Source organism: Bacillus sp. H1a, from assembly GCF_000633475.1.
Classification (GTDB): Bacteria; Bacillota; Bacilli; order Bacillales; family Bacillaceae_G; genus Bacillus_A; species Bacillus_A paramycoides.
The window spans coordinates 35,210-55,833 of the sequence record NZ_AYMH01000023.1 but is presented as its reverse complement, the minus strand read 5'-3'; the positions used below and the strand labels follow the sequence as shown (position 1 = coordinate 55,833).

Below are 20,624 nucleotides of genomic sequence, written 5' to 3'. Positions count from 1 at the left end.
GGAATTTTATAGAAAAACCATCTGGGAAGTATTTATAATAAATGTAAAAAGAAAATGAGATGGTGGGATAATGCAAAAGAAAAGCCGGTTGCGTGAGTTCTTTGAAGTATTTGCGATTACATGTTTAATAGTTTTTTTTGCGAAAATTTTCGTATTTTTTCCTACAACTGTAAAAGGGGCATCCATGAGGCCGACGTTACAAGATGGAGATAAAGTAATCATTAATAAACTTGCAAAAAGATTTGAAAGTTATGAGAGATCGGACATTATTGTCGTGAAGACGGATAACTTCTATGTGAAGAGAATTATTGGATTACCAGGAGATGTAATTGAGATGAAAAATGATCAATTATATGTTAATCATCAAGTGAAAAATGAAGAGTATTTAAATAATAATAAAAAACAGGCAGAAAAATTACTTATCAATTTAACTGAAGACTTTGGACCGATTACAATTCCTAAAAATAAAATTTTTGTGATGGGAGATAATCGTTTAGTAAGCAGGGATAGTAGGAATGGATTAGGCCTTATTGACAGAACAGAAGTATTAGGAAAACTAACGGCAGTGTATTATCCATTTGAACATGTGAAAATTGTAAATTAGAGATAAGAAAAACCAAGCAAATTAAGTTGCTTGGTTTTTCTTGTTTAAACAGTTGGTGTTTTACTTTATTACTTCTTGTGAAGCAATGTTTTCATTGTTGCGGTCAATATTTAACATGAACTTTCGTTGCAACAATTGCAATTTAAACAGTGTTAAAGGATCATGATAAGTTTCTGGATTTGTTCTTAGCTTTGTTAATGTTTGCTCGTCTTCTTGTATTTCAAGTTGGGACGCTTCTACATTTTGCTTTAATATGCTAAGAGGGTCTTTAAAGAACATCATGATATCACGTTCTAGCGCACCTTCAAATACTTCAAATTGAAGGAAGAATTGCTTCGAAATTGCATGAGCAACTTCTGTATAATCTTCTGTTTCAATATATTGTTTATATTTATTTGATAGCATAGATTGATTCTTTTGCATATTACCGAATAATTTCCCTGCACTTTTCAAGAAAAATTGTGTTGGTGTAAAGCGTAATAAAATATTGATGTTAGCCACTGTAATTCTATTTGTCATTCTTACAACATCTCTATTCCAGTCATCTAGTAATTTGAAATCACAAGGAAGTTTAATACGCTCTTCTTCATAGAGTTTATTAAAGGCATCGCCCATTTCATCTAAATAAGCTTGCGCTTGAATGAATTCATTATGTGCAGTTTCAATCCATTCTTGAATGGATTGAGTAAACTTAGGAAGAAGCACTTGCTGTACATGTTTTTGAATTCTTTCATTCATTGCTACATTTAGTTCTTCATGGACTAATTTGAAATCACTATCCTCTTGAACGAGATCTGAGCAACTCTGTAACAATTCAGGAATTTGAGAATGTATATCCTGTGTAATTTCTTCTTTCGTTAAGAGATAAGACTCTGTAATAGAACGAACTTTATCTTTTTGAATGGCTGTAAGATTATTAATAAAACCATCAAGTTTAACTAAAATATGTTTGTTCCAACGGACTGATTTTACTAATGTATTTTCTAACTCCACACGTTCATTTAAAAGGTAGGCAATCGTCTTTTGGATAAACCATAACAATTTTTCAATACGTTCTTTTTCCATGTTGCGCTGAGCAAGGTTAGAGATAATAGAGTCTGTTACGTTGCCTAGTTGCTCACTACTCTCTTGTGAAGGAGAGTAAGGGGAAAAGTGTGCATTTGGGAAATGTACAAGTATTTTCTTTTTAATATTGTTCGTGATGTTTTCACTAGTATTTGTATCAATTGTTTGTAAGACGAATTGAATTTGTAAATTTGGTACTTGCTCACGAATATATAATAATGTATCAAGCTCTTCATCATGTAATGGCGAAGCTGAATTTAGTACATAGATAAGACTATCTGCTGCCTGTAAGTATTCGAAATGAGAGCAGTTTTTGTTAAGTTGTCCATACACAGTAGGTGTGACAAGGAATGAAAACTTATTTTTTCTTAAAAATCTACTCGGTAATTTAATTTCAATACATTTTTTCTCTAGTTCTGACTGAGAAGGTACAGCTAGTATGTTATGAAGTTCAGCAAAGTTTGGTATATTTCGTATATCTAACTCTGTAAACTCAGTTATTTCCGTTTGACTATTATCTTTAAATGTAATAGAAGTTGTTAGAGTTTCAGTTAATATATTTTCTCCTAATATAGAGTTGATAAAGGCTGATTTATCATAATCACTAGTTCCTGCTACTAGAAGTTGTGTAACAGTTAAATCGTATAGCTCACGGACGAGTAGTGTGAATTGATGACCTAAATCTACATCATTCTTCTCAGCCCATACAGCAATCGTTTCAAATAATGCTGATACATCTGCCATATCAACATTTGCATAAGCTGATGAATTTGAAAGTAAGGCACCTGCGCTTTTTACGAGTAATGATTCTAGAGTTGTAGGTGAAACCTCGTTCCATGCTAATACTGCTGCAGAGACAAGTAAAGAATCTTCCGCTTTCGTTAAACTAAACCAATTCGTTAATAAATCTGGAACAAGTCCTTGTAATTCATGCATGAAATGTTGCCCAGTAATTAATTCAAAATACGTCTCTTGATAGCGGGCAGAAATTTCATTCCAATCGTCATTAGCGTCTACTTCAATATGTAAGAATAAGTGATTTATTGTTTGAATCCAAGGTAGATGTAATGATTCATTTTCATAGCTGTTCCAAAGTGAAATAACAAGCTCTTTAAATTGAACTTGATCAATTGTATATAAGGCTTTTAAAGATTCATAGAAATACTCAGGTTTAATTTTATTAGTAAAGCCTCTGTTCACATAATTTATTAACGTATCGAACCAATGTAATGATTTTGTTCGAATTCCTTCTTGAACCGCTAGTTCAATAGCATTATTCCAATCTTCTTGTTTTTCATAAAAGGATCGAGCGATTGCAGTAATATTCGGATAGTCTGGTTGGAATGAAACAGCTTCACTAATTGTTTTAAAAGCAAGACCTAAGCGGTTTTGATCGATGTAAAGAGAAAGAAGTTGTAGGGAAACTTCCATAGTAAGAGTCGCATCTTCTGATTGAATAGATTTATAAATTTCCTCTGCTTTTGGCAAGAAACCTAATTCGAAGTAAGCATCTGCAATATTCTTCATGGCCCAGAGAGCAAGTTCATTATTTACTTTCTCCCATTTAAATATAGCTGCTTCAAAGTCTTTGTTTTGAAAGTAAACTTCACCTTGTGCGAAGCGAATATTAGATATATTGGAGAATTCATTTTTTGATTCATTTATATATGCTTCACCGAGTACTTCCGTTACCGGAATGGAAGTATCTTCTGTTAAAAATGTTTTATAGTAAACCTTTTGGATAAATTGTTTTTCAATGGTCATGTTCGTTCCCCCTGTATAATTTAGAAAAATGATGTTGTATGTAAAAGGGTACCTGTTACTCTAATAGGTAGAAGTTGCATTATATAGACCAAACTATGTTTTTGCTAGATATATCATTTTTCCTGAGAGTTAAACCGTTGCGAAAAGTAACTTTCCTTTATTGTAACAAAAAAACAAGCCTATGAATTTTTATTTTTTAATCCCGCTATTTGCGGGCAGTAAGACTCCCACCTCAAAATTCGGCGAATGCAAGCAAGTTAGGTGGGAGTCGGGCTGTCCGTAAAAGCCCGATTGGTGTGGGCTAATAATCAGTGGGGATGGACAAAACCCCCACTGATTAAAGTTTCACTTTATCTCTGTTAAAGGGATGAATAGAAGTAGAGTTCAATATAAAAACAATGTATATTGAATATGTATACCATGTTTGTCTTAAAGATAGAACGGGCACAATATGGAATAACGATCGTGCATAGGATGTGTCTTCCGAATGGAACAACATATTGGCGAGCTAATCTCACATTATGGGTATTTTGGAATTATTATAGCTTTAGCTGGTGGGATAGTCGGATTACCGATACCAGATGAGTTTTTATTGACTTTTATTGGTTATAATATTTCAAAAGGAGTTATGTCAGGAGCAGCTGCTTTTTTAAGTGGAATGGCAGGTGCGATGATTGGCATTACGTTAAGTTATATATTAGGTTTAAAACTTGGACTCCCTGTTTTAAAAAAATATGGTCCGAAAATTAGAATTAAAGAACATCATATTGAAAAAACACATATTTTATTTGAAAAATACGGCCCGTTTCTTTTAATGATTGGCTACTTTATACCAGGAGTACGTCACTTAACAGCATATTTTGCTGGGGTTTCGAATTTAACATGGTGGCGTTTTTGTCTGTATGCTTACGGTGGTGCGCTAATTTGGATAAGTGTTTTTATTGGCCTAGGTTGGAAACTAGGAGAGAAGTGGCGCTTTGTTGAGTATAGTTTACATCATTATGGAATATGGATTTTATTTATTTCGGCAATTGTAACATTGATTGTGTGGATTTACATAAGGAAAAGAAAAAACCGCTAATAATAGCGGTTTTTTAGCTGAAAGCAATAAATAATACACCAGCTGTAATAAAGACTACACCAATACCAGTCATAAAGTTTAACTTTTCACCCAATATAATCATCGCGAGAATAATGGAAAATACTACACTTAATTTATCGATAGGTGCTACTTGTGAGACCTTTCCTGTTTTTAGTGCAAGAAAATAAAATAGCCATGACGAAGCACCAGCGATTCCACTTAATGTGATAAATAGCAGTGCTTTTTTATTTAGGAGGACATCACCGATATTTTGAAATTTACCTTGAATAATAATAACTCCTACCATAAATAATGCCATAATAATAGAGCGAATAGTTGTTGCAACGTTGGCATCGATTCCATCTAAGCCAATCTTTCCAAAAATAGATACGAGGGCGGCAGCAATTGCTGATAATAGTGCGAATAATAACCATGAACTCATAGTGAAATTCCTCCAATCTTACATTATTATACATGAAAATCATTCTCATGTATAAATAACGAAATAAACCCCCACCTTATATTTTTAATAAGGTGGGGGTTTATTATGCTACTCTGCGATTTCTTCATATAAAAAGTACGTTACATTATAAATATGTTCTACTTCATCGTCTGTCATAAATAATAATTCGTCACGTTCAATCCCTTTTTTCTTTTCAATAAACTCAATCATGTTTTTTCGTTCTTCTCTTTTCATCAATTTTATTTCTCCCCTCATCTGTTTTAATACAGTTTACTTAAGTTACTGCTATTATATAACAGAATCTTTAGAAAGTTCCACCTATTTTATTGTTTTTTTCAAAAGAACTTTTCGACAAAACAAGCCCACTTAAAAGGCTTGTTTTCACTTTGTTCCGCTATTTATGGGAGTCGGAGTGCTCGTAAAAGCCCGATTGATGTGGACTAATAATTAGTAGGAGAACACTGATTAAAGTTTCACTTTAAAGTCGTAAAAACTCGGGATTGGTCGTACCGGCACTATCGATGTAATAAATTGTGTCGGGATTGATTTTAATTAGTACATAATTAGGATCTTCCGCACCAAGTAACCAGCGTTTTAAGCTATTAGTCCAAAATTTATTTTTTAGCGTTTGATCTTCTTCGATGGAAGCTATACCTTCAACTTCAATGTAAGCTTCATCTAATTTCTTTCCTTCTCGCCCAAGTAGTACATGTACATTTGGATTCTTTTCGATATCTGTTATCTTTTTTGAATTTCGATCTGTTGCAACATATAGTACAAAATCTTCGTGGAAAAACATCATAAAGGCGCCATGTGGCTTATCGTTACGTACAGTAGATAATACACCTGTTCGTTGACCTTGAATAATAGTTGCGATTTTTTCTTTTAAGTGCATGCTTTTAACCTCTTTTCAAATTTTTAATTCTTTCTGTCTAAACAAGACAATTTAAATATCTTTCATACTGTTTTCCTCAATCCGATTTTTTAAACGTAATTGTGATGAAATCGGACAAGTTAGGAGAAGAATAATAATAATATTGAGGAGAAATACATACGATGGAAGGGTGGAAAGCATGTTTAATAAAATATTTCTTATAGTAGCGCTTATAGGTGTACCACTTTCTGTACTCGGAAAAACACTTCATTGGCCTCAAACAATTATGTTTGCTGTATATTGCATTACTATTATCGCATTAGCGGGTTTTATGGGGAGAGCAACAGAAAGTTTAGCAATCGTTTCTGGGCCCCGGATAGGTGGCTTATTGAATGCAACTTTTGGTAATGCTGTTGAACTTATCATTTCAATTTTCGCACTTCAGGCAGGGTTAATTGAAGTAGTGTTAGCATCTTTAACTGGTTCTGTACTTGGAAACTTACTATTAGTAGGAGGGCTATCCTTCTTTATAGGAGGCCTTAAATATAAAAGACAAAGCTTTAATGTTTACGATGCAAGGCATAATTCAGCCTTATTAATATTTGCTGTTGTCGTAGCCTTTGTTATTCCAGAGATTTTTTCAATGAGTATGGATGCTGGAAAGACGTATCAATTAAGTATTGGTGTTTCTATTATCATGATCATTATGTACCTTGCTGCATTGCTATTTAAGTTAGTTACGCACCGCGGTGTATATCAACATAAAAGTGATGAAGTGGCGCACGAGGAAGAGCCTGAGTGGTCAAAAGGTAAAGCGCTACTCATTTTAGCGATAGCAACAATTGCGGTAGCTTATGTTTCAGAGGCACTCGTACATACTTTTGAAACGGTCGCAAAGTCATTTGGCTGGTCAGAGCTATTTATAGGGGTTATCATCGTTGCGATTGTTGGTAATGCAGCAGAACATGCATCTGCAATTATTATGGCGTATAAAAATAAAGTGAATATCGCAGTTGAAATTGCAGTAGGTTCTACATTACAAATTGCGATGTTTGTTGCTCCTGTATTAGTACTTCTTTCAGTATTTTTTGCTCAAAAGATGCCGTTAGTATTTACGATACCAGAACTTGTTTCCATGATTACAGCTGTTTTCTTAACTATTGCTATTTCAAATGATGGGGATACAAACTGGTTTGAAGGAGGCACTTTACTAGCGGCATACGTCATTATGGGAATTGGTTTTTATTTATTATGAAAAATAGGGATAACAATGAGTTTGAGGGAAAACAATAAATACAGTAATTTATATACCTTTACGTAGGAAGGAGCCAGACAGGTGAAACGAGTGTACAGCATATGTCTTTCAACTATGGTCTCGTTTATTTTATTATTTCCTAACAGTAGTTTTGCAAAGACGACAGTAGAAGTAAAAATGCCTTCATCTGTTTTAAATATTTCAAAAGACAATACATTTCCAAATGATGCACAAGATTTACCACGTTTACAACCGAGTAAGTTTGCTCAAGAATTATTGAAAACAGCAAATATCAGAATTGAAAACCCAGATTTAATTCGTATGTTTAATGAAACGACGATTTCGAATGCACCACTTGCAGTAGGGTACCGTGCGAAAATTTATTTGGGGCAATGGGCATTAAATTATGAATCAATAGATACATCAATTAATTGGGAATATAAGCAAGTAAATCGAAATATATACGATAATCGCGGAGGGGATCGATTATATCCACTTCGCTACAAGCAAGAAACTCAAAAGACAATCGAAGGCGATTTAACCGCAGATATGAAAGATGCCTCAGATGTGAAAAAAATGATGCTTTTAAAAGCGCTTGAAAAAGTGCAATTGCCACTTTCATTTAAAACAACTATTGGTTATGGTACTGGGCATGAGCGCGTGTATAATATTAGTCCAAGTCAACTTGGATATTTATATGCGTATACACCGGCGGTAAATGAAAAAGGAAAAGTGACATTTGGAGAAGTATACCTCGTGTTAAAAGGAAATCAAAAAAGGCTTGTTGTGAAAAATATTACATCTCAAGGGATTGGAGCAGCTATTCCAATTCATGATCATTTATTTTTTAAATTTGTTTCTTCATCGCATTCACAATGAAATAAAAAACGTCAGCGCACAGGCTGACGTTTTTTATTTATAACATAATGTTTGATGTTTTTGATAAGAAATCTTCTTTCGGATAGTAGCTATTTTTTACAAGAACATTTGGTCCAAGACATTTCACAGCAGGACAATGACAACTTAATGATTTTGCTGTTTTTGAGTCACACCATTTGTCGTAAGCTTCTTGTAGTGTATTTGTTTGTACATTACCTAGAAGAGGAACGTCACCGAAATCGGTCACGATAATATTTCCATCGAAAATATTTACGTTTAAACGGGAACGACCGTCTGGATCGTTACGGACAGTTACATTTTTACTCTCATGTAATTTCTTTAGTGTAACTAAATCGCGTTCATCATCACTGCATGCATAGAAAGGTAATGTACCGAATAACATCCAGACATTTTCATCACGAATTTCCAGTAAATGTTCAATCGCATTTCGAATTTCGTCTTTTGTTAAAATTTCAAGTGTGCTAGCGAAGTCACTCGGATACATTGGATGCACTTCATGACGTTTACAGCCCATTTCTTCAACGATTTGACGATGAATATGTTCAATGTGTGGTAGGGTTCGTTTGTTCAGCATAGTTTCGGCTGATACGAGTACACCTGCATCTGATAGAGCTTTACTATTTGTAATCATTCTTTCGAATAATTTAGCGCGTTGTTCATAAGTAGGTTTACGCTCCATCATTGCAAATCCGCCTTCAACGAAGTCATCAATTGTTCCCCAGTTATGTGAAATATGCAATACATCTAAGTAGGGAATAATTTGTTCGTAACGTGCTAAATCTATAGTTAAGTTTGAGTTGATTTGAGTGCGAACGCCGCGTTCATGGGCATATTTTAAGAGTGGTGTTACATAGTTGTCGACGGATTTTTTTGAAAGCATAGGTTCTCCGCCTGTAATACTTAAAGAACGCAAATAAGGAATCTCATCTAATCGTTTTAATAAAAGCTCCATCGGAAGCGGATTTGGATCTTTCGGCTGTAATGTGTAACCAACAGCGCAATGCTCGCAACGCATATTGCATAACGTCGTCGTTGTAAACTCAACGTTTGTTAATAGTAGTTTGCCGTACTCTTCAAGGTCCATATACGCTTCCCATGGATCGTAAGAAGGAGTAATCGGCTTCATTATTTGTGATATCGTCATATGAAATACTCCTTTGACTATTGAAATAACAATTTGTCCATTCTCTATAATAGAAGAATATGTGCTTTTTATAAAGTGAAACTTTTTTGTAAAAAAAGAGAGAAGGCTTACATTATAATAAATTACTGTGACAAGATTGATGAAATTTCATGCCCATAGCAATCATTTTTGCGGTATAATAAAAGCAACTCGAATTAAAAGGAGAGTGCCTTCATGGGAAAAGCAATTCAAGATAAAGATTCACAATTAGTATATTTGAAAGAACGTTTAAATATGTTCATTGAAGTAATTGATACGATTGAACCCGAAGAGGTAGAATTAGAAGATGTAGATCGTCTTCTTGCAATGTTAGATGAACTAGAATTGAAATGTGAGCAATTTAAAAAAGACGAATAATATATTGAAACGGTTGCCAATGTAGAGTTGGCAGCCGTTTTTTTGTAAGGAACTTGTTTGATTAAATAGAAGGAATATAGAAAAAAAGGTATAATCAAGTTGTGAAAAATTTCATTAAACCTTTAATGGCGTGAAATAAATAAAAAGCTGAAGAGTATAACAATGGAATTTTCATTTCATAACGTTTTGGTAGCGTTCACAATTGAGGGGGAAGTAACAATGGAAAAGCTTCAAGAAAGCATGTATCAACTAATTGTTGAAACGTCAACGAACTTACCGAAAGATGTTCGTCGCGCAATTCAACAGGCGAAAGAACGAGAAAATGCAGGAACTCGCTCTGCAATGGCACTTGGCACAATTACAAATAACATCAAAATGGCAGATGATAATATCTCGCCAATTTGCCAAGATACAGGGATGCCAACGTTTAAAATTTATACACCGGTTGGTGTGAATCAATTAAAGCTGAAGGAAGCTATCTATAGTGCGCTTGAGCAGGCAACAAAAGATGGTAAACTTCGTCCGAACTCTGTTGATTCTCTTTTTGGAGACAATAGTGGAAACAATTTAGGACCAGGTACACCTGTTATTAAGTTTGAGCAATGGGAAAAAGATTACATTGATGCGCGCTTAATTTTAAAAGGTGGCGGCTGTGAGAATAAAAATATTCAATATAGCTTGCCTTGCGAAATAGAAGGACTTGGACGAGCTGGACGTGATTTAGAAGGAATTCGTAAATGCCTTCTTCATGCGGTATATCAAGCGCAAGGCCAAGGGTGTAGCGCAGGGGTAATCGGCGTCGGTATCGGGGGAGACCGCACATCAGGTTACGAATTAGCAAAAAATCAACTATTCCGTACATTAGATGATGTAAATCCAGTTCCAGAATTACAAAAGCTTGAAGAGTACGTATTGGAGAATGCGAATAAGCTTGGTATTGGTACAATGGGATTTGGCGGAGAAACAACTTTACTAGGTTGTAAAATCGGAGTATATAATCGCTTGCCAGCTAGCTTCTACGTATCTGTTGCGTATAATTGTTGGGCATATCGTCGTCTTGGCGTAACAATTCATCCTGAGACAGGTGAAATTATGGATTGGTTATACCAAGAAGGTGAAGATACACTTCAGCAAGACGCTGCGCAAGAACAAACAGAGCAACGTGAAATCGTATTACAAGCTCCAATTACAGAAGAGCAAATTCGTGAACTTCGTGTTGGGGATGTTGTTACAATTAACGGTATGATGTATACAGGACGTGACGCAATTCATAAACACTTGATGGATAATGATTGCCCAGTAGATTTAAATGGACAAATTATTTACCACTGTGGTCCAGTTGTAGTGAAAGATGAAAACGACAATTGGAAAATTAAAGCGGCAGGTCCAACGACAAGTATTCGTGAAGAGCCATATCAAGGTGATATTATGAAAAAGTTCGGTATCCGTGCTGTAATTGGTAAAGGCGGTATGGGTGCGAAAACATTAGCGGCATTAGAAGAACACGGTGGTGTGTACTTAAATGCAATTGGTGGTGCGGCACAATATTATGCTGAATGTATTAAAGAAGTGAAAGATGTTGATTTCTTACAATTCGGTATCCCAGAGGCAATGTGGCATTTACGTATCGATGGTTTTAAAGCAGTTGTAACGATGGATTCTCACGGTAACAGTCTACATGCTGATGTTGATAAAACATCACTTGAAAAATTAGCGAGCTTTAAAGAACCTGTATTCAAGTAAGTAGAAATGCATCTCGAATTATTCGAGGTGCATTTTTTGGTATATATAGAAAAACATGTTCAGCATGAAAGAAAGAGCAATAACAGAAACTACAGGTACGATTATATATGGAAAGGAGACTATTTATGAAATATAAATGGTTATATATAGGTCTCATTTTTTCAATTATGATGGCACTTGTTCCAGTTTCAGCATTTGCTTATACGAATACACCACATAACTGGGGAATCCCACGCCCTAAAAATGAAACGGTGCCAGATGCAGGGAAATTATATACAGAATTACTACAAAAAAATGGCGGTTTTTACTTAGGAGATACGAAGAAAAAAGACATATATTTAACGTTTGATAATGGGTATGAAAATGGATATACAGGAAAGATTTTAGATGTACTGAAAGAGAAAAAAGTACCAGCAACTTTCTTTGTGACGGGACATTATATAAAAACACAAAAAGATTTACTATTAAGAATGAAAAATGAAGGACATATTATTGGTAATCATTCTTGGAGTCATCCTGATTTTACAGCTGTAAATGATGCAAAACTTCGTGAAGAATTGACTAGTGTAACGGAAGAAATAAAAAAAGTAACAGGACAAAAAGAAGTGAAATATGTACGTCCTCCGCGAGGCGTGTTTAGTGAAAGAACGCTAGCTCTTACGAAAGAAATGGGATATTATAACGTGTTTTGGTCGCTTGCATTTCTTGATTGGAAAGTAGATCAGCAAAGAGGATGGCAATATGCTCATAATAATGTAATGACTATGATTCATCCAGGGTCTGTTTTGTTACTTCATGCGATATCGAAAGATAATGCAGAGGCACTAGCGAAAATCATTGATGATTTGCGCGAGAAAGGGTATCATTTTAAAAGCCTAGATGATTTAGTAAAAAGCAATCAACCGTAAGCATGTATGCTTGCGGTTTTCTCATGCTATAATGATGTGTAAAAAGGATGGGGAAACGTATGTGGAGCGAACATGTTACGTTAGAATATCCGTACCACTTTGAAGAAGTGCTAAAGCGTTTATCTTTCGACCCGTTAAACGTCATTCAGTTAGACGAGAAAGTAATTTATATTCCGCTTTCTATGGACGAAGAACAGATTGTTGTTCGGTTGCAAGGGATTGGTACTGTTCAAAATCCACAGTTTTGGATCTCTAGTCAGACAGGAGATCAAAAGAAAGTAATGAAACGAATGAGGTCCATTTTTCACTGGAATGACCCGTTTCAAAATATACAAAATCATTTTTTAAACACATCATTACGTCCACTATTTGAAACATATGCTTATACTCCAATTATTTTAGAATTTGATTATTTCGCTTGTCTTCTTCGTTGTATTATTCATCAACAAATAAATTTGAAATTTGCTACTGTGCTAACAGAGCAATTTGTAAAACGATATGGGACAGAAAAAAACGGCGTTTTATTTTTCCCAACACCAGAAAGAGTAGCGAATATTCCAATAGAGGAATTGAGAGAGCAGAAGTTTAGTCAGCGAAAAGCTGAATATATGGTAGGATTAGCAAAGCATATTGTCGACGGTAAATTAGATTTAGCAAGGATAGAAAACGAAACAGAAGAAGAAGTATCGGCACAATTGTTACCAATAAGGGGTATTGGAGCATGGACAGTACAAAACTTTTTAATGTTTGGGCTTGGACGGAAAAATATGTTTCCGAAAGCAGACATAGGGATTCAGCGTGCACTTCAAGGTGTATTCCAATTAGAGAATAAGCCTGATGATGCATTTTTAGAAAAAGTGAAACAAGAGTGTGAACCATATTGCAGTTATGCAGCGTTATATTTATGGGAAAGTATAGAGTAGAGGTGTAATAATGATACAAAAGCAACAAGAGAGTAAGTTGGAAGTTGGTCAAACGTTTCCTGTGACAATTAAACGTCTTGGGATTAACGGAGAAGGCGTTGGTTATTTTAAGAGACAAGTTGTTTTCATTCCAGGGGCATTACCAGGAGAAGAAGTTGTTGCTGAAGCAACGAAAATTCAGCGTGGCTTCGCTGAAGCGAAAGTGAAAAAAGTTCGTAAATCATCACCACATCGTGTGAAAGCACCATGTTCAGTATATGAGGAGTGTGGTGGCTGTCAGCTACAACATTTAGATTATAAAGAACAATTAAATCAAAAGCGTGATATCGTTGTACAAGCATTCGAGAAGTACATGAAGAATAGTATGGAAGAGAAAATTCGTCCGACACTTGGTATGGAAAATCCATGGCATTATCGTAATAAGAGTCAATTACAAGTGGGACGTAAAGATGAAAAGGTTATTACAGGATTATATAAACAAAACTCACATCAGTTAATTGATATTTCTCATTGTATGATTCAACATAAAGCAACGAATGAAGCGACAAAAGTTGTAAGACGCATATTAGAAAAATTAAATGTCTCTATTTACAATGAGAAGAAGCAAAAAGGTTTAGTACGTACAATTGTGACACGTACTGCAGTTCAAACAGGGGAAGTACAAGTCACACTTATTACAACAAAAGAAGAATTACCGAATAAAGAGCAATTTATCGCAGAAGTACAAAAACAGATGCCAACTGTTAAATCAATTATGCAAAACGTAAACTGGCGTAAAACATCTGTTATTTTCGGTGATAAAACATTTAAATTAGCAGGAAAAGAAGTAATTCAAGAAACACTTGGCGATTTATCATTTGAACTATCAGCTCGTGCTTTCTTCCAACTAAATCCAGAACAAACAGTTGTTTTATACGATGAAGCGAAAAAAGCAGCCGCTTTAACTGGAAGCGAGAAGATTGTGGATGCATATTGTGGTGTTGGTACAATCGGCCTTTGGCTTGCAAATGATGCAGCGGAAGTGCGCGGTATGGATGTAATTCCAGAAGCGATTGAAGATGCAAAGAAAAATGCAAAACGCCATGGATTCACAAATACAAAGTATGAAGCTGGTAAAGCGGAACAATGGTTACCGAAATGGGTGAAAGAAGGCTGGCGCCCAGATGTAATTGTTGTTGATCCACCGCGTACAGGTTGCGATGATAAATTACTTGAAACGATTTTAAAAGTAAGACCGAAACAAGTTGTTTACGTATCTTGTAACCCGTCATCGTTAGCACGTGATGTGAATACATTAATGAAGAGCTATGAAGTGGAATATGTACAACCTGTTGATATGTTCCCGCATACAGCTCATGTGGAGAATGTGGTTAGATTAACGTTGAAATAGAAGAATTAAAAATGTTGATGAAGTAACAATATGTTATAGTTCCCTCATATGGCAAAGCTATATGAGGGATTATATTTTTGGGCCTATTAAAGGCAAGGAGAATACGATGAACAATTATAAATTAACGATTCAGTATGACGGTGCGCGGTATAAAGGGTGGCAACGTCTTGGTAATAACGATAATACGATTCAAGGGAAAATCGAAAGTGTAATATCTGAAATGGTCGGAAAAGAAATTGAGATTATCGGCTGTAGTAGAACGGATGCTGGTGTACATGCTTTAAATCAAGTAGCTAACTTTAAGAGTGATGAGAAGTTAGTGGAACATAAAGTGAAAAAGTATTTAAATCAATATTTACCAAACGATATTAGTATTACGAATGTAGAAGAAGTGTCAGATCGTTTCCATGCTCGTTACAATTCTAAAGCAAAAACATATCTTTATAAAATTTGGAATGAAGAGCATACGAACCCATTTATGCGTAAATACAGCATGCACGTTAATAAAAAATTAAATGTGAAAAGCATGAAAGAAGCTGCCAAACATTTAGTTGGTTCATATGACTTTACTGCCTTTTCAAATGCGAAATCAAAGAAAAAGTCTATGGTTCGAGAAGTATATACGCTTGAGGTTTCCGAAGAGGCAGGATTTGTACAAATTAGAATAAGTGGTAACGGATTCCTTCATAACATGGTACGAAAAATTGTTGGGGCATTAATTGAAGTTGGATTAGGACAATTAGATGCAGAAGCAATTCCACACATTCTAGAGGCGAAACAGCGTAATCAAATTAATTGTCTTGCTGAGGCGAGTGGTTTGTATTTGGAGAATGTTGAATTTTAATAATAAGTAAAAAATCGAGCTGATAAGGCTCGATTTTTTTTGTACTTTGGAATTAAGAAGATTTCTCTCTCTTCATACGCAACTTCAAATTCCAAAAAGCAGCAAGCATAATAGCTGCAAACGAGCCGCTAATTGTTCCTAATAGCTTTGCATAAGGAAAGCTGCTCATATCATTATTAATGAATAACATCATACATAGAACGGCAGGGAGAAGGTATAAGTAGTGTAATAACTTTAACTTTTTATCATTACTCATATATATCGCCTCTTTCTAGCATGTTATATGTTTATTATAACATATTTTACCAAATGTTAGCTTGCACTTGGAGAAAGGTTCATTTCATATGTGTAAATGCAGTTTTTTAATTCGATATTGTAAATTTTGTCTACTCAATCCTAAAAATTTTGCGGCTTGTGAGATATTACCATTATTCTCTTTAAGAATTTGATTGATGTAGTTCTTTTCCATTTCTTCTATTGTGTGCTTTAAAGTTTTAGGTGCATCAGTATTGTGACTAGTTAGGGAAGGTTGCATATTGAATTCTTTTTTTATTAGTTCGCGAAAGCGAGTTGGTATATGAAAAGCTGTAATGATATGTTCATCTTCTATTAAGTTCATTGAACCTTCAATTATATGTTCCAATTCTCGTACGTTTCCGGGCCAATCGTATGCATAAAAAAATTCTTTTACAGTTACATCTACATCCGTTACGCCGAGCCCAAATTGAATGTTATACTTTTCGATAAAGTGCTGAACAAGAGCTAAAATATCTTCTTTTCGTTCCCGTAAAGGTGGAAGGCATAAAGTAACGACGCTTAAGCGGTAATATAAGTCTTCCCTTAATCGATTGTGTGTAATAGCTTCAAGAGGGTCTTCATTAATAGTTGCTATAATACGAACGTCGATTTCTTTTTCTTGTGTGCCTCCGATTCTTCGTATTGTTTTCTCTTGTATAGCACGCAATAATTTAGCTTGAAGTGCTGGGCTTAATGAGTTGATTTCATCTAATAACAAAGTTCCTCCATTTGCTTCTTCAAATAAACCAGCTTTATCTATAGCTCCTGTAAATGCACCCCGGTTCGTACCGAATAATAAGCTTTCCATTAAGGTATCAGGTATAGCTGCACAGTTTTGTGAAATAAACGGTTTGGTTGAACGTTGACTTTCATTATGGATGCTTTGTGCAAATAGCTCTTTGCCAGTCCCTGTTTCTCCTACGAGAAGTATGGATGAGGGAGTACGAATTACTCTCTTTGCTTCTGCAATGACCGATTGAATAGCTCTAGAATCACCGATTATGTGATTAAAGGTAAACTTAGTATTTTTTTTTCGAGAAAGGTTTGTTTTCATTGTTTGTTTTAAGTGACTAATCTCTTTTGAGATTTCAATAGCGCCTTTAATTTTTCCGTTTTCTATTATAGGGAAAGTATTGTTAATCGTCGTAATTTCTTGTCCTTTATTATTAAAGTATGTTTGTTTTATATTTTTGTTTGTTTTTCCGAATTTTAATGCCTCTATAAGAGTACTATTTTTATTTTCTTCAAATGCAAATACTTCTAAAGGATTTTTATATAGCACATCTGAGCGGTCCATTGATTCAATTTCCATCATTTTGCGGTTATAAATAATCGTTTTACTTTCCTCATTAATAATATGAATCCCGATATCGAGTTCATTGAGTAAAGTTTCATATAGCATATTCATTTCAATAATTTGTTTAAAATTAATTTCTTCTGTATGCATGTATCATCTTCTCCTCGTTTCACCCTATGAAGACTGACTTTTTATAATTTTATTAAAATTCTCATAAAATCGCAAAAATTTTTTGCTATTTTTCTCTTAAAACTTTTCAAACGATAGAAAAATTTTGCGGTTAGGCAGATTTTTTTGAGCCAAACTCTCATTTTATATACGAATTGGAGGTTGGTACGTATTTTGCATAAATAATAGTCGAAATCTCTAGAGGAGGGAATATGAATCTTTATAGGATATGCAACGTTCCAGTGCCAATTAATAAGAAGGAGGAGTTTATAAAGTGAAGACGGTTATAGAAGGCGTGTATAGTCCTTGTTACGGGAAAGTAGAGAAGTTATTTGTTACTGAAAGTTCTTACGTATACGAGTGGGAGAAATTAGCGTTAATTGAAACAATAGATAAACAGAAAGTAGAAATTAAGGTAGGAATCAGTGGTTATATCGAATCATTAGAAGTAGTAGAAGGACAAGCTATCGCTGATCAAAAATTATTAATAACAGTCAGGGATGACCTTTTAATAACAGGTAGTGATTAATATAAGTGATATGTGTTTTTGCTCTTTTAAATATTTTTTTTCCTATTAAGGATTTTAAAAGCGCTTACATTAAATGGGTTTGCAAAGTGAAAAGGGGGGATTTATATGATGGATCAAAACCAAGGATTAAAAAAAGAATTAAAAAGTCGGCACATATTTATGATTGCACTCGGAGGAGTTATTGGTACCGGACTATTTTTAGGATCCGGTTATACAATTCATGAAGCTGGGCCTGGAGGAGCAATTGTAGCGTATCTTGTTGGTGGATTTGTTATGTATTTAACGATGCTTTGTCTTGGGGAGTTAGCAGTTGCGATGCCCGATGCAGGATCTTATCAAACGTATGCTACAAAACACATTTCTCCCGCAGCGGGTTTTGTAGTGGGATGGATGTCTTGGTTAAACTGGTCTGCTACGATAGCCATTGAATTAATTGCAGTTAGTATTTTAATGAAACGTTGGTTTCCAGATGTACCTTCGTGGATTTGGTGCGTAGTGTTTGCAGTGCTGCTCTTTGCTATTAATGCGCTATCTTCAAGAAGTTTTGCGGAAGTGGAATTTTGGTTTGCAAGCATTAAAGTAATTACAATTATAGCATTTATTATTTTGGGCGGGGCAGCGATGTTTGGGTTTTTAGATATGAAAGGAAATGAACCAGCACCGATGCTTTCTAGTTTTACTGATTATGGTGGATTGTTTCCAAATGGATTAACAGCTATTTTAGTTACGATGATTGCGGTTAACTTCTCCTTCCAAGGAACAGAGCTAGTTGGTATTGCAGCGGGAGAGAGTGAAAATCCAGAGAAAACTATCCCGAAGGCAATTAATAATACAGTTTGGCGCATACTTGTTTTCTTTGTACTATCTATTTTTATCCTTGCGGGATTATTTCCGTGGCAGCAAGCGGGAGTGATAGAAAGTCCATTCGTAGTTGTATTTGATAAAATTGGTATTCCTTATGCGGCAGATATTATAAATTTTGTTATTATTACAGCGGTGCTATCAGTTGCGAATTCAGGGCTATATGCAACTTCCCGTATGCTATGGTCTATGTCTAATCAAGGAATGATTAGCCCGATTTTTAGTAAGTTATCTAAAAATGGTGTTCCTATTTATGCATTGATTGTAAGTACAATTGTAAGTTGTCTCTCATTACTATCAGGTATTTATGCGGAAGATACAGTTTATTTATGGCTTCTTTCTATTGCTGGGTTTGGAGCGATATTAGTTTGGGCATCTATTGCTCTATCTAACTTATTAGCTAGAAGGTCATACATTAAGCAAGGTGGAGATGTTAAGGACTTGAAATTTAAAACACCATTGTATCCATTTGTACCACTTCTTGCATTAACATTAAATTTAACAGTAATAGTTGCTATGGCTTTTATCCCAGAACAAAGAATGGCATTATATTGTGGCATTCCATTTATGATAGTTTGTTTACTGTTTTACCGTGCTACAAGAAGTAAGAAAGTTAAAATAGAACGTATTGAAAAGACGAATACAACAGAATTAGAAAGTTTGTAGTGATGAATTATGTAGAGACTGTAAAATTGTAAACAGTCTCTTTTTTTGTGAAAATAAAGCTGGAAACATACTACGTATGCAAAGGGGAATTAGCGATGAATCAAGAAGTTTCACAGCTGCTAAAACAGATAGATTTAAGAAAAGAAGAGTTAATAGAACTTACAAAAACATTAATACGTTTTGAGACACCAGCACCACCAGCAAGAAATACAAATGAGGCGCAAGAATTTGTTGCGGAGTTTCTAAGAAAACGAAATTTTAGTATTGATAAATGGGATGTATATCCGAATGATCCGAATGTTGTTGGAGTCAAAAAAGGAGTAGAAAGTGAGTCGAACAAAAGTTTAATTATTAATGGGCATATGGATGTAGCTGAAATATCGACAGATGAGGTGTGGGAAACAAATCCTTTTGATCCATTTATTAAAGACGGTTGGTTAGTTGGACGGGGTGCGGCAGATATGAAAGGTGGACTAGCTGGAGCTTTATTTGCTATTCAGCTTTTACAAGAAGCTGGCATTGAACTACCAGGAGATTTGATCTTTCAATCAGTAATTGGAGAAGAGGTTGGAGAAGCAGGGACACTTCAATGTTGCAAAAGAGGTTACGATGCTGATTTTGCAGTCGTAGTGGATACGAGCGATTTACATATGCAAGGACAGGGCGGCGTAATTACTGGATGGATTACTGTGAAAAGTCCGCAAACGTTTCATGATGCAACACGTAGACAAATGATCCATGCTGGAGGACGTCTATTTGGAGCGAGTGCGATTGAAAAAATGATGAAAATTGTGCAAAGTTTACAGGAGCTAGAACGTCATTGGGCGGTAATGAAAACATATGAAGGGTATCCATCAGGAACGACGACAATTAACCCAGCGGTTATTGAAGGTGGGCGTCATGCAGCATTTATTGCGGATGAGTGTCGATTATGGATTACAGTTCACTTTTATCCAAATGAAACGCATGAACAAATAATTGAAGAAATAGAAGAGTATATAGGAAAAGTGGCAGCAGCAGATCCATGGTTGAGTGAGAACCCACCACAATTTAAGTGGGGCGGAGAATCCATGATTGTTGATCGAGGTGAGATTTTTCCTTCTTTAGAAGTAGATAGTAATCATCCAGCCATTCAGAAGCTAAGTTCTGCGCATGAAGCTATATTGAATAAAGGCGCAACTTTAGATATGTCTGCCACAGTAACTGATGGGGGATGGTTTAGTGAGTTTAACATTCCAGCTGTTATTTATGGACCAGGTACATTAGAAGAAGCTCATTCTATAAATGAGAAAGTTGAAGTTGAGCAGTTAGTTGAATTTACGAAAGTAATCACTGCCTTCATATATGAATGGTGTCATACGAAAAAATAAGAGAATAATACATTTTTTTGAAATCGTGCGAGTAATTACTTTCGTACGATTTTTTGATTGAACTATTCCAGAGGTAGAGGTA

The 20,624-nt window shown here is 35.0% G+C and carries 20 protein-coding genes; 13 read left to right on the top strand and 7 right to left on the bottom strand.

The genetic code is table 11. The features are described from left to right. Positions 1-67: 67 nt before the first annotated feature. On the top strand, positions 68-604 hold the full coding sequence (gene lepB, locus U860_RS0111965; protein ID WP_025148711.1) for a signal peptidase I: 537 nt from the start codon (positions 68-70) through the stop codon (positions 602-604). A 60-nt stretch (positions 605-664) separates the two neighbouring features. Here lepB and U860_RS0111960 read toward each other — a convergent pair whose 3' ends face one another. Then, positions 665-3,433 carry a GTP-binding protein gene (locus U860_RS0111960; protein WP_025148710.1) on the bottom strand — a complete coding sequence of 923 codons (2,769 nt, stop codon included), beginning with the start codon at positions 3,431-3,433 and terminating at the stop codon, positions 665-667. Between the two features lie 487 nt (positions 3,434-3,920). Between U860_RS0111960 and U860_RS0111955 the strand changes: the two genes are divergently transcribed. Continuing rightward, positions 3,921-4,514 carry a DedA family protein gene (locus U860_RS0111955; RefSeq protein WP_025148709.1) on the top strand — a complete coding sequence of 198 codons (594 nt, stop codon included), beginning with the start codon at positions 3,921-3,923 and terminating at the stop codon, positions 4,512-4,514. Between the two features lie 13 nt (positions 4,515-4,527). On the opposite strand, the gene U860_RS0111950 is transcribed toward U860_RS0111955, so the two are convergent. The 3 genes from U860_RS0111950 to U860_RS0111940 all read right to left on the bottom strand — a co-directional run bounded on the left by U860_RS0111950 (position 4,528) and on the right by U860_RS0111940 (position 5,872). After that, a complete protein-coding gene (locus tag U860_RS0111950; RefSeq protein WP_002115869.1) occupies positions 4,528-4,956 on the bottom strand; it encodes an EamA family transporter in 429 nt (142 codons plus the stop codon). A 108-nt stretch (positions 4,957-5,064) separates the two neighbouring features. Then, entirely contained in the window at positions 5,065-5,211 is a 147-nt protein-coding gene (locus U860_RS0111945) for a BH0509 family protein (RefSeq protein ID WP_000817786.1), read from the bottom strand. Between the two features lie 244 nt (positions 5,212-5,455). Further along, positions 5,456-5,872 carry a pyridoxamine 5'-phosphate oxidase family protein gene (locus tag U860_RS0111940; RefSeq protein ID WP_002174716.1) on the bottom strand — a complete coding sequence of 139 codons (417 nt, stop codon included), beginning with the start codon at positions 5,870-5,872 and terminating at the stop codon, positions 5,456-5,458. Between the two features lie 178 nt (positions 5,873-6,050). On the opposite strand from U860_RS0111940, the gene cax reads away from it, so the two are divergent. Continuing rightward, positions 6,051-7,106, top strand: a complete 1,056-nt coding sequence (gene cax / locus U860_RS0111935) for a calcium/proton exchanger (RefSeq protein ID WP_025148708.1) — start codon at positions 6,051-6,053, stop codon at positions 7,104-7,106. 81 nt (positions 7,107-7,187) lie between these two features. Then, positions 7,188-7,985 carry a YfkD famly protein gene (locus U860_RS0111930; RefSeq protein WP_025148707.1) on the top strand — a complete coding sequence of 266 codons (798 nt, stop codon included), beginning with the start codon at positions 7,188-7,190 and terminating at the stop codon, positions 7,983-7,985. Positions 7,986-8,022: 37 nt separating this feature from the next. On the opposite strand, the gene yfkAB is transcribed toward U860_RS0111930, so the two are convergent. Next, a complete protein-coding gene (gene yfkAB, locus U860_RS0111925; RefSeq protein ID WP_002174719.1) occupies positions 8,023-9,150 on the bottom strand; it encodes a radical SAM/CxCxxxxC motif protein YfkAB in 1,128 nt (375 codons plus the stop codon). A 213-nt stretch (positions 9,151-9,363) separates the two neighbouring features. Between yfkAB and U860_RS0111920 the strand changes: the two genes are divergently transcribed. The 6 genes from U860_RS0111920 to truA all read left to right on the top strand — a co-directional run bounded on the left by U860_RS0111920 (position 9,364) and on the right by truA (position 15,354). Next, on the top strand, positions 9,364-9,546 hold the full coding sequence (locus tag U860_RS0111920) for an SE1561 family protein (RefSeq protein ID WP_002174720.1): 183 nt from the start codon (positions 9,364-9,366) through the stop codon (positions 9,544-9,546). Between the two features lie 219 nt (positions 9,547-9,765). Beyond that, positions 9,766-11,289 (top strand): class I fumarate hydratase, encoded by a 1,524-nt coding sequence (fumA, locus tag U860_RS0111915; RefSeq protein WP_081806695.1) that lies wholly within the window; start codon positions 9,766-9,768, stop codon positions 11,287-11,289. Positions 11,290-11,414: 125 nt separating this feature from the next. Further along, positions 11,415-12,197: a delta-lactam-biosynthetic de-N-acetylase gene (gene pdaA / locus U860_RS0111910; RefSeq protein WP_002174722.1), complete on the top strand. Its 783-nt coding sequence runs from the start codon at positions 11,415-11,417 to the stop codon at positions 12,195-12,197. 59 nt (positions 12,198-12,256) lie between these two features. Further along, a complete protein-coding gene (locus U860_RS0111905) occupies positions 12,257-13,120 on the top strand; it encodes a DNA-3-methyladenine glycosylase (protein WP_025148705.1) in 864 nt (287 codons plus the stop codon). Positions 13,121-13,130: 10 nt separating this feature from the next. After that, the gene (gene rlmD / locus U860_RS0111900; RefSeq protein ID WP_025148704.1) at positions 13,131-14,510 is read left to right on the top strand and encodes a 23S rRNA (uracil(1939)-C(5))-methyltransferase RlmD; all 1,380 of its coding nucleotides are present in this window, start codon (positions 13,131-13,133) and stop codon (positions 14,508-14,510) included. Between the two features lie 106 nt (positions 14,511-14,616). Beyond that, positions 14,617-15,354, top strand: a complete 738-nt coding sequence (gene truA, locus U860_RS0111895) for a tRNA pseudouridine(38-40) synthase TruA (RefSeq protein WP_025148703.1) — start codon at positions 14,617-14,619, stop codon at positions 15,352-15,354. A gap of 52 nt (positions 15,355-15,406) precedes the next feature. On the opposite strand, the gene U860_RS0111890 is transcribed toward truA, so the two are convergent. Further along, positions 15,407-15,610, bottom strand: coding sequence for a hypothetical protein (locus U860_RS0111890; RefSeq protein WP_025148702.1), 204 nt, complete (start codon positions 15,608-15,610; stop codon positions 15,407-15,409). Between the two features lie 84 nt (positions 15,611-15,694). Then, on the bottom strand, positions 15,695-17,098 hold the full coding sequence (locus U860_RS0111885) for a sigma 54-interacting transcriptional regulator (RefSeq protein WP_025148701.1): 1,404 nt from the start codon (positions 17,096-17,098) through the stop codon (positions 15,695-15,697). A 292-nt stretch (positions 17,099-17,390) separates the two neighbouring features. Here U860_RS0111885 and U860_RS0111880 point away from each other — a divergent pair, with 292 nt between their 5' ends. The 3 genes from U860_RS0111880 to U860_RS0111870 all read left to right on the top strand — a co-directional run bounded on the left by U860_RS0111880 (position 17,391) and on the right by U860_RS0111870 (position 20,542). After that, positions 17,391-17,645: a biotin/lipoyl-containing protein gene (locus U860_RS0111880; RefSeq protein ID WP_000859494.1), complete on the top strand. Its 255-nt coding sequence runs from the start codon at positions 17,391-17,393 to the stop codon at positions 17,643-17,645. A gap of 105 nt (positions 17,646-17,750) precedes the next feature. Continuing rightward, a complete protein-coding gene (locus U860_RS0111875) occupies positions 17,751-19,172 on the top strand; it encodes an amino acid permease (protein WP_025148700.1) in 1,422 nt (473 codons plus the stop codon). A 95-nt stretch (positions 19,173-19,267) separates the two neighbouring features. Then, the gene (locus tag U860_RS0111870; RefSeq protein ID WP_025148699.1) at positions 19,268-20,542 is read left to right on the top strand and encodes an acetylornithine deacetylase; all 1,275 of its coding nucleotides are present in this window, start codon (positions 19,268-19,270) and stop codon (positions 20,540-20,542) included. The last annotated feature ends 82 nt before the right edge of the window (positions 20,543-20,624 follow it).

Coding starts and splice junctions, on each gene's coding strand:
- U860_RS0111960 (WP_025148710.1), bottom strand. CDS start 3,433: ATGACCATTGAAAAACAATTTATCCAAAAGGTTTACTATAAAACATTT.
- U860_RS0111955 (WP_025148709.1), top strand. CDS start 3,921: ATGGAACAACATATTGGCGAGCTAATCTCACATTATGGGTATTTTGGA.
- U860_RS0111950 (WP_002115869.1), bottom strand. CDS start 4,956: ATGAGTTCATGGTTATTATTCGCACTATTATCAGCAATTGCTGCCGCC.
- U860_RS0111945 (WP_000817786.1), bottom strand. CDS start 5,211: ATGAAAAGAGAAGAACGAAAAAACATGATTGAGTTTATTGAAAAGAAA.
- U860_RS0111940 (WP_002174716.1), bottom strand. CDS start 5,872: ATGCACTTAAAAGAAAAAATCGCAACTATTATTCAAGGTCAACGAACA.
- cax (WP_025148708.1), top strand. CDS start 6,051: ATGTTTAATAAAATATTTCTTATAGTAGCGCTTATAGGTGTACCACTT.
- yfkAB (WP_002174719.1), bottom strand. CDS start 9,150: ATGACGATATCACAAATAATGAAGCCGATTACTCCTTCTTACGATCCA.
- U860_RS0111920 (WP_002174720.1), top strand. CDS start 9,364: ATGGGAAAAGCAATTCAAGATAAAGATTCACAATTAGTATATTTGAAA.
- fumA (WP_081806695.1), top strand. CDS start 9,766: ATGGAAAAGCTTCAAGAAAGCATGTATCAACTAATTGTTGAAACGTCA.
- pdaA (WP_002174722.1), top strand. CDS start 11,415: ATGAAATATAAATGGTTATATATAGGTCTCATTTTTTCAATTATGATG.
- U860_RS0111905 (WP_025148705.1), top strand. CDS start 12,257: ATGTGGAGCGAACATGTTACGTTAGAATATCCGTACCACTTTGAAGAA.
- rlmD (WP_025148704.1), top strand. CDS start 13,131: ATGATACAAAAGCAACAAGAGAGTAAGTTGGAAGTTGGTCAAACGTTT.
- truA (WP_025148703.1), top strand. CDS start 14,617: ATGAACAATTATAAATTAACGATTCAGTATGACGGTGCGCGGTATAAA.
- U860_RS0111890 (WP_025148702.1), bottom strand. CDS start 15,610: ATGAGTAATGATAAAAAGTTAAAGTTATTACACTACTTATACCTTCTC.
- U860_RS0111885 (WP_025148701.1), bottom strand. CDS start 17,098: ATGCATACAGAAGAAATTAATTTTAAACAAATTATTGAAATGAATATG.
- U860_RS0111875 (WP_025148700.1), top strand. CDS start 17,751: ATGATGGATCAAAACCAAGGATTAAAAAAAGAATTAAAAAGTCGGCAC.
- U860_RS0111870 (WP_025148699.1), top strand. CDS start 19,268: ATGAATCAAGAAGTTTCACAGCTGCTAAAACAGATAGATTTAAGAAAA.